Annotated in this window: 8 protein-coding genes and 3 pseudogenes; 5 read left to right on the forward strand and 6 right to left on the reverse strand. The window is 60.5% G+C overall.

The window, feature by feature from the left end:
- The 4 genes from NKI72_RS33570 to queC all read right to left on the reverse strand — a co-directional run.
- Positions 1 to 218: cation:dicarboxylate symporter family transporter (locus NKI72_RS33570; protein WP_352852054.1), on the reverse strand; the 218-nt coding region annotated here is incomplete at its 3' end.
- Positions 219 to 584: 366 nt separating this feature from the next.
- Positions 585 to 1319: a 7-carboxy-7-deazaguanine synthase QueE gene (gene queE / locus NKI72_RS33575; protein WP_352642189.1), complete on the reverse strand. Its 735-nt coding sequence runs from the start codon at positions 1317 to 1319 to the stop codon at positions 585 to 587.
- Entirely contained in the window at positions 1316 to 1672 is a 357-nt protein-coding gene (gene queD / locus NKI72_RS33580) for a 6-carboxytetrahydropterin synthase QueD (protein ID WP_352457393.1), read from the reverse strand. Before queD ends, queE begins: the two co-directional genes overlap by 4 nt.
- Positions 1672 to 2370, reverse strand: a complete 699-nt coding sequence (gene queC / locus NKI72_RS33585; protein ID WP_023679622.1) for a 7-cyano-7-deazaguanine synthase QueC — start codon at positions 2368 to 2370, stop codon at positions 1672 to 1674. The genes queD and queC overlap by 1 nt, the downstream gene beginning before the upstream one ends.
- Positions 2371 to 2980: 610 nt before the next feature.
- Between queC and NKI72_RS33590 the strand changes: the two genes are divergently transcribed.
- The 4 genes and pseudogenes from NKI72_RS33590 to NKI72_RS33605 form a co-directional block, all read left to right on the forward strand.
- Entirely contained in the window at positions 2981 to 3370 is a 390-nt protein-coding gene (locus NKI72_RS33590; protein WP_352852055.1) for a hypothetical protein, read from the forward strand.
- 32 nt (positions 3371 to 3402) lie between these two features.
- The gene (locus NKI72_RS33595; protein ID WP_023722056.1) at positions 3403 to 3531 is read left to right on the forward strand and encodes a hypothetical protein; all 129 of its coding nucleotides are present in this window, start codon (positions 3403 to 3405) and stop codon (positions 3529 to 3531) included.
- 514 nt (positions 3532 to 4045) lie between these two features.
- Positions 4046 to 4390: pseudogene (locus NKI72_RS33600) on the forward strand (transposase); the annotation flags it as partial.
- Positions 4381 to 4520, forward strand: a pseudogene (locus NKI72_RS33605) (LysR family transcriptional regulator); the annotation flags it as partial. The pseudogenes NKI72_RS33600 and NKI72_RS33605, both read left to right, overlap by 10 nt.
- Here the strand turns inward: NKI72_RS33605 and NKI72_RS33610 are convergent.
- Together NKI72_RS33610 and NKI72_RS33615 are read right to left on the reverse strand one after the other, a co-directional pair.
- Entirely contained in the window at positions 4507 to 5712 is a 1206-nt protein-coding gene (locus NKI72_RS33610; RefSeq protein WP_352852056.1) for a beta-ketoacyl-[acyl-carrier-protein] synthase family protein, read from the reverse strand. The pseudogene NKI72_RS33605 and the gene NKI72_RS33610 sit on opposite strands and share 14 nt — an antisense overlap.
- Positions 5713 to 5988: an acyl carrier protein gene (locus tag NKI72_RS33615; protein WP_023679611.1), complete on the reverse strand. Its 276-nt coding sequence runs from the start codon at positions 5986 to 5988 to the stop codon at positions 5713 to 5715. It lies immediately after the preceding gene.
- 574 nt (positions 5989 to 6562) lie between these two features.
- On the opposite strand from NKI72_RS33615, the pseudogene NKI72_RS33620 reads away from it, so the two are divergent.
- A pseudogene (locus NKI72_RS33620) lies at positions 6563 to 6664 on the forward strand (LysR family transcriptional regulator); the annotation flags it as partial.
- Positions 6665 to 6888 lie beyond the last annotated feature (224 nt).

The following is a 6888-nucleotide window of genomic DNA, read 5'->3' on the forward strand; positions in this document are numbered from 1 at the left end:
ATGCCGGTCGCAATTGTCAGGAAGATGACAGGCGCGATGATCATCTTGACCAGCTTGATGAAGGCATCACCCAGCGGCTTCAGGCTCTCGCCGGTCCCCGGATAGAAATAGCCAATTGCGACGCCGAGGGCGATGGCGGCAAGCACCTGCGCGTAAAGCTTGGCATAGAAGGGTTTGCGGGGCGCGGGGCCCGCGCTGCGGACTTGTGCAGCTGACACTGTTTCTTTCCCTGACCGGATCGAGGTGGGTTCCTCCCGCCCAGGCTTCTCCCGTCGCGGCGCTCCGGTCGAACGCTGCACCAACGCTGCCGCAAGCTCCGTGCCAAAACGCGGCGGCGCGAGAAACGCGCAGGACCTCTCACGCCGTGCTTGTGCGGATTTCTGCACTCGCCGCTGGCGCGTGCCCTTCGTCGAAGGAAGGGCCGACTGTCGGGGATTGGAGGTCGCTCTGGGCGTTACACGCAGGCTGGCAGCCGCTGGAAGGCCGTCGACGCAAGCACTTTGCCTCAGGTGGCTGCGATCGGCATCCAGATGGTCGACATCTTGTTGTGGTTATGCCCAAGGCGTCGCCCTAGCGGGCGCAGGCTAGACACCTCTCTTGTTACCCCAGAGCATTACGTGCAGCTGCGGCAGCACGCGGGCTTCGAACCACCTGTCGCGGGTCACCTTTTCAATCAGCCACTCCATGCGTTTCATTATTCCGTCAAGGTCGACAGGCGCGTCTTCATTTCCGGCGCGTGGCGGCGTGTGATTGCCGGGTTGCAGATAGATCGGAAGTCGCGGAAACCTCGCGGCGGCGTCTTTCGCGTAAGCGTAGTCACTGTCGTCGAAAACAACGAGCTTGAGCACGATTTGCGGCTTCTCCTGCGCCGCTTCGATGCACGCCTCGACAGCGGCCCAATCGGTCCTCATTTCGCTTGACGGCGGCTTCGGGCTGAGGACCAGCACGTCAAGGTCGGCAAACCAGTCCCTGACCACTGAACCTTGGGTTTCCAGCGCAAAACGGTAACCTTCACCATGGCCTCGCTCGATGAGCGCACGAAACGGCTGAATGGCAGGATTGCCGCCTGACAGTGACACCATCACTGGCCGGCCACCGGAAAGCGCAACGACGGTTTGCCACACCGTGTCGATTGACATCATCTCCCATTCATGGCGGAATTGATTATCCACCGCATGGAGGCTGTCACACCAGGAACAGCGATAGTCACACCCGCCGGTTCTGATGAAGACAGTCGGCAAACCAATGAGCACGCCCTCGCCCTGGATCGTCGGCCCGAAAATCTCACTCACGCGGATTGCGGGATGCGTATCGGTCATGGCCGGTATTCCGCCCAGGTTTTCGGCGTTTCGCTCACCCGCACGGCCGAGGTTTCGCGCAGGCGTGCCTTGCACCATTCATAAAAATGTCTGGCCAGATATTCCGCCGTGACTTGCTCATGTCCCAGCACGTCGTTGAGATGTCGATGGTCGAAGCTCTCGTCGATGTAGCGTTTGAATGGCGCCAAATCGTGATAGTCGCGCACGAAGCCGTTCTCGTTCAGTCCATTCGCTGAAAGCTCCACTTCAACGATGTAGTTATGCCCGTGCAGGCGCGCGCATTGGTGATCGGGTGGCAACGAGGTGAGCTGATGCGAGGCTGAGAAGTGGAATTCCTTGGTGATGCGGAACATTACGCGGTCCTCCTTCGCAGCGCATCGAGCCAGAAGTCGGAGTCCTCGTAGTCGGTGGGGTCCGGCTGCCCAGAGAGATGAAACGCCTCGCGCCGCTCGACACAGGTCCCGCACCTCCCGCAGTGACGCTCGGCGCCCTTGTAGCAGGACCAGGTCTGCGCAAATGGCGTGCCGTATGCTGCTCCATTCCTAACAATGTCCGCCTTCGTGAGATTCACATAGGGTGCATAAATGCGAATCTTCGCGTAGCCGTCGAGCGCGTGGTCCTGCATCATCTGGAAAGCGTCGATGAAGGCCGGACGGCAGTCGGGATAAATGAAATGATCCCCACCATGCACGGCCGTCGCCACCGCGTCAGCGTCGTGCGCTGCGGCGAAGCCGAAGGCAATGGCCAACATGATGGCGTTCCGGTTCGGCACCACCGTGACCTTCATCGTGTCTTCGGCGTAGTGCCCGTCGGGCACGTCCACATTATCGGTCAGCGCGGAGCCGGAAAGGCCGCCGCCGATCTCGTGGATGTCGATGATGCGGTGCGGGACGCTCAGTCGCTCCGCGCAAAGGGCGGCGAAGCCCAATTCCTTCCTATGCCGTTGGCCGTAATCGAAAGATAGGAGGCCGGCGAGTTCGTGCTCCGCTGCCACCTTGTGAGCAAGGGTAACGGAGTCCAATCCGCCGGAGCAGACGACGAGAGTCTTCATCGTTGGGTCCTTGTTTTAACCGGGTAGGCTGCGACCGGAGATTTCTCTGCGCTCCCAGTACTTCAGGAAATCCATTTTGTGAAGTGAACGGGGGCGAGTTTCATGCGCCGACGTGCAGCTGTGTGCAAGGCGCCCTCGCGGTGAGCCTGCAAGGAACACTGACTAGCGAAACGTCACGCTTCAGCGGAATGCTCAAAGGCGAGCGCACCAGAATAAGCTCTGCAGGAGGTCCGGACCTTCGTAAACAAAGTTCTCGACGATCAAGCGCCCGGCGGTCCCGAGCTTCGAGGGACGCCACCGCGAGGGTTTCAGGTACTAGACGGCCCAAGGATGGGCTTGCCGCAAACAACGGACTTACCAGTGGGATGTTCAGCGACGCCGATGCAGATGTCTGGAATGATCACGACATCAATTGTCGCGGCAACTTTGGCTGGCCTGCTCCTCGGGTTCGGTAGACCCAGCGCATTCCGCTTCAGGATCGGTTCGAACCGGAGTACTCCCTCGGTCAATGGACGTCCGGCAACAACCTGAATGATCGGTCGTGAGCCGACATCTGTGAACAAGCGGTGTGGTCGATTGCTATCACCCATGTGTTGCGCGCAGGTACCTTATGGCAGTGGATGAACTGGATTTGATGGTTTTACAGCTGGCGGTCGAAAGCGTCCGCTCGCTTTCCTTAAGCTTCGCTGAAAAGGCCGCCGAGGTAGCCACCAGGAGCCGCGGCATCCTGCTTTTCGACGTGCGGGTCGACGGTCATGCGGGGGTCCAGCGGGTCGCAGCCATCCGATATCAGGGCGACCAGATCGGCGTGCTGGCGTTGGACAGACAGGGCCTTGTTACCCATCATTGCATCGTCAACGGTACGTTCTCACATTTCATTGCGCCCTTGGAGAACTGGCACAGCATGCCCCTGTCGATGCAGGCCAAGATCGATGCCAACGGCCATGCCAGTCTCTTCCTAGGGGCCTTGCGAAATGCCGGACATTTGCTGGGCAGCTAGCATTTGGCCAGAATGCATCTGTGAATTTTTGCATGCGCATCGCTGCCGACAGCGCCGGCATGATTGTCGTGCTCGAAAACGGCTGCGGCGATCGCGGCAAAGCGATCGCCGCGATGATGGCGATCTACGCGTGGGCGTTGCATCGATGCGCGATCGTTTAGACAGAGGTCTCCGCCTGGCATCGAGCAACATGCACGGAGGTACGCAAAGCGCAAATGCATCAAGTATTTGAAGGGACGAGCCCCTCGCGCAAATGGAGCTTGCGCTGCCGTTGTCGTCCCATCGTGCCGCCGAACTCGGGGGCGTGACGATCGACCACGATGGCCTATTTTTTTGCAAAGCGAATGTCCCGATTCCGAAGCCAAGGAAAAAACTCCGACCACAGCGAAGAATAGTAACAACACGGGCGACGCAAGCCGCCTTGCCCTCTAGCAGGGGAGGTGCTTGCGGTGCTCTCACCGACACAAGATCGCAAATGGCACGTGGGTGAGCACCAGAACTGGCGACACGCATGGTGATCGGCTTGACTCGCTGGAGGAAGCACAAGGGCCTCAGTGGGCGGAGGCGCCAGCGACGGTCGAATACTGGCTGGCTGCTCGGGATCTGATCGTTGAAATGACGTAGGATTTGGTTGCTTAAGCCGATCCGAACCATTTCCCGGAGACCACACCCACCATGAACGATCTTGCGCTGCCGCTGAGCGGTTTCTCATCAGTCGGCGGCAAGTCCGTCGTCGCCCGTTTCGACGGCGGCATGCTGTCGTCCAACAGCGGCGTTCTGGCCTTGGCCGAGGTGGAAAAGCGGTTGCGGGTGGCCGAGCGTCTGGCGCGTTGCATCGACGATCCGCGCTGCCCGGACCAGGTCGTCCACAGCCTGGCGGACATGATCGGCTTTCGCATGAAGATGATCGCCGCCGGCTACGAGGACGGCAACGACGCCAACCGGCTGCGCCGCGATCCGGTCTTCAAGATGGCCCAGGATGCGCTGCCGTCGGGTCGGGATCTGGCGGGATCGTCGAGCTTCCGCTGCCACTCCCCGCATTCGCCGAGGCGGTCAATGACCCGCCCTTCACAATAGTTATCCGGCAAGCATCTGGATGCGAGAGATAATGTTGCCGGAGGCATCTCTCATGGCTTCTACACCTGCCTGAACGCCAGAACCGCGTTCGTGCCGCCAAAGGCGAAGGAGTTGCTCAGTGCCGCGCGCACCTTGCGCTCGCGTGCCACATTGGGCGTGACGTCGAGATCGCAATCGGGGTCCAGCTCACGATAATTGGCAGTCGGCGGCACGACGCTCTCGCGGATAGCCATCACGCAGGCGATCAACTCGAGCGCGCCGGACGCGCCGAGGCAATGCGCGTGCATGGACTTGGTAGAAGAAATGGACATTGAGAAGGCGTGCTGACCGAAGACGCGCTTGATCGCCGCCGTCTCGATCTGGTCGTTGGCCTTGGTGCCGGTGCCGTGCGCGTTGAGATAGTCGACATCCTCGGCGTCCAGCCTGGCATCGGCAAGGCAGGCCCGCATTGCTGCCTCCGGCCCCTCGACAGTCGGCGCGACGATGTCGGACGCATCGGCGGAAAGGCCGGCACCGGCAATTTCGGCAAGGATGGTGGCGCCCCGAGCCAGGGCATGCTCGTAGCTTTCCAGCACCGCCATGCCGGCGCCTTCACCAAGCGACAGGCCCTGGCGATCGGCCGAGAATGGCCGGCAAGTATCGGGCGAAAGCACGCGGATCGCTTCCCATGCCTTCAGCACACCCCATATGAGCGGCGCTTCGCTGCCGCCGGCAAGCATCACGTCGGCCCGGCCGAGCCTGATCTGGTCCACCGCGCAGGCAATCGCATGGTTTGCCGAGGAACAGGCGGACGTGACGCCGAAGACCGGCCCGCGCAGGCCGAGACTCATGCTGACCTGGCCGGCAGCGGCACCCGGCATCGCCTTGGGTACAGTCAAGAGAGCGGCACGCTTACCGCCCAGAAGGATGGCGCGGTAGGTTTGCTCGATCGCATCCCACCCGCAGCCGCCAACGCCCACCGTCGCACCGAAGCGATAGCTATTTCCCTCTTTGGAGGAAAGTCCGGCCTGACGCATGGCTTCGCGCGCCGCAAGCACAGCGAGCAGGCTGAAGCGGTCCATGGAGATGAGTTGCTTGCCGTCGATGTCATGCTCCGGCAGCGCCTTGATCTCGGCACCGATCCTGACCCTCAATTCATGGAGCTCGGAGTTGACGATTGGGCCGATGGCGGAGCGGCCTTCTCGCATCTCTGTCCAAATGGCGGCGGCGTTGGTCCCAAGCCCGCAAATACCGCCAATCCCAGTAATCACGACGCGCCTGTCCATTCACACCCCCTTAGCGAGCAAGCTGCGCACGGCTTCCACCATGTCCCCAACATTCTGGAGATCCGACCATGCCTCGGCCGTATTCATCTCGATCTCGATGCCGTAGGCCTGCTCCAGGTCCCAGAGAACGTCCGCCAATCCCAGTGAATCGATACCGAGCGAAGTCAGTCCCGTGGCAGCCGTTATCTCGCCGCCTGTGGCAGGCGCTATGCCGCCCTCCGACGCGGCGCGCTTCTTGATCATGGCGATTATTTCGTTGGCGAGTTGATCTGCCATCTTGTTCCTTTCCAGCTTGCGTTTTCGGCGTCGTTCAAAACCCGAGTCGCGTCGCGTTGCCAAAATTGCCCCTCATAGAGCCTGTGCGACCGACCAAGCCCAATGCCCATAGGAACCGGACGAGTTCGGCTTCTGCGGCGTCAGCCCGATGACGAAGAAAAGTCGCCGGCCTCCCGCTTTTGCGCCAGCACATCAAGGATCTGCGTGTAAATGGATAGGAACCGTCGACAAACGTCAGCTAAACGCTGCGACGGTGGGTGCTGTCAGCGTATTCACTCGGCACCTCATATGTAATCGAGATGTTTCATAGCTCCGGACCAGTTGCGATCAACTATTGTACCGGTCCGCCATTCGTCGGAGAGTTCGACATGATCGGAGCGCTGCCTCTCATTCCCAGTACAATCTCCACCGCACGCGACAGATTTCCTCTTTCGGGCTCTTCTCAAGGGACTCGCCACGCGATAGAGGCAGTGATCGGCGCACGTGAGGTCCTGCCAAGTCCATGCGACATTCCGGAAAATTGGTAAAATCGTTTGTTTCAATCAAATGCATCCACGCTATGGATAGCTAAGACATGCGTTTCAAAGGGCTCGATCTGAATCTTCTCGTCGTTCTCGACGCGCTGCTGAGCGAGCGCGGCCTCACGGCGGCGGCACGCCGCATCAACCTAACCAAATTCATGGGGGTTGGTGGATGTGGCGCAAGCCGTTGAAAAACGTAGGATTTGGTTGCTTAAGCCGATCCGAACCATTTCCCGGAGACCACACCCACCATGAACGATCTTGCGCTGCCGCTGAGCGGTTTGTCATCAGTCGGCGGCAAGTCCGTCGTCGCCCGTTTCGACGGCGGCATGCTGTCGTCCAACAGCGGCGTTCTGGCCTTGGCCGAGGTGGAAAAGCG

Origin of the sequence: Mesorhizobium sp. M0437, from assembly GCF_040321335.1 — a bacterium.
In the GTDB taxonomy this organism is placed as follows: domain Bacteria; phylum Pseudomonadota; class Alphaproteobacteria; order Rhizobiales; family Rhizobiaceae; genus Mesorhizobium.

Coding starts and splice junctions, on each gene's coding strand:
- queE (WP_352642189.1), bottom strand. CDS start 1,319: ATGACCGATACGCATCCCGCAATCCGCGTGAGTGAGATTTTCGGGCCG.
- queD (WP_352457393.1), bottom strand. CDS start 1,672: ATGTTCCGCATCACCAAGGAATTCCACTTCTCAGCCTCGCATCAGCTC.
- queC (WP_023679622.1), bottom strand. CDS start 2,370: ATGAAGACTCTCGTCGTCTGCTCCGGCGGATTGGACTCCGTTACCCTT.
- NKI72_RS33590 (WP_352852055.1), top strand. CDS start 2,981: ATGGCAGTGGATGAACTGGATTTGATGGTTTTACAGCTGGCGGTCGAA.
- NKI72_RS33595 (WP_023722056.1), top strand. CDS start 3,403: ATGCGCATCGCTGCCGACAGCGCCGGCATGATTGTCGTGCTCGAAAAC.
- NKI72_RS33610 (WP_352852056.1), bottom strand. CDS start 5,712: ATGGACAGGCGCGTCGTGATTACTGGGATTGGCGGTATTTGCGGGCTT.
- NKI72_RS33615 (WP_023679611.1), bottom strand. CDS start 5,988: ATGGCAGATCAACTCGCCAACGAAATAATCGCCATGATCAAGAAGCGC.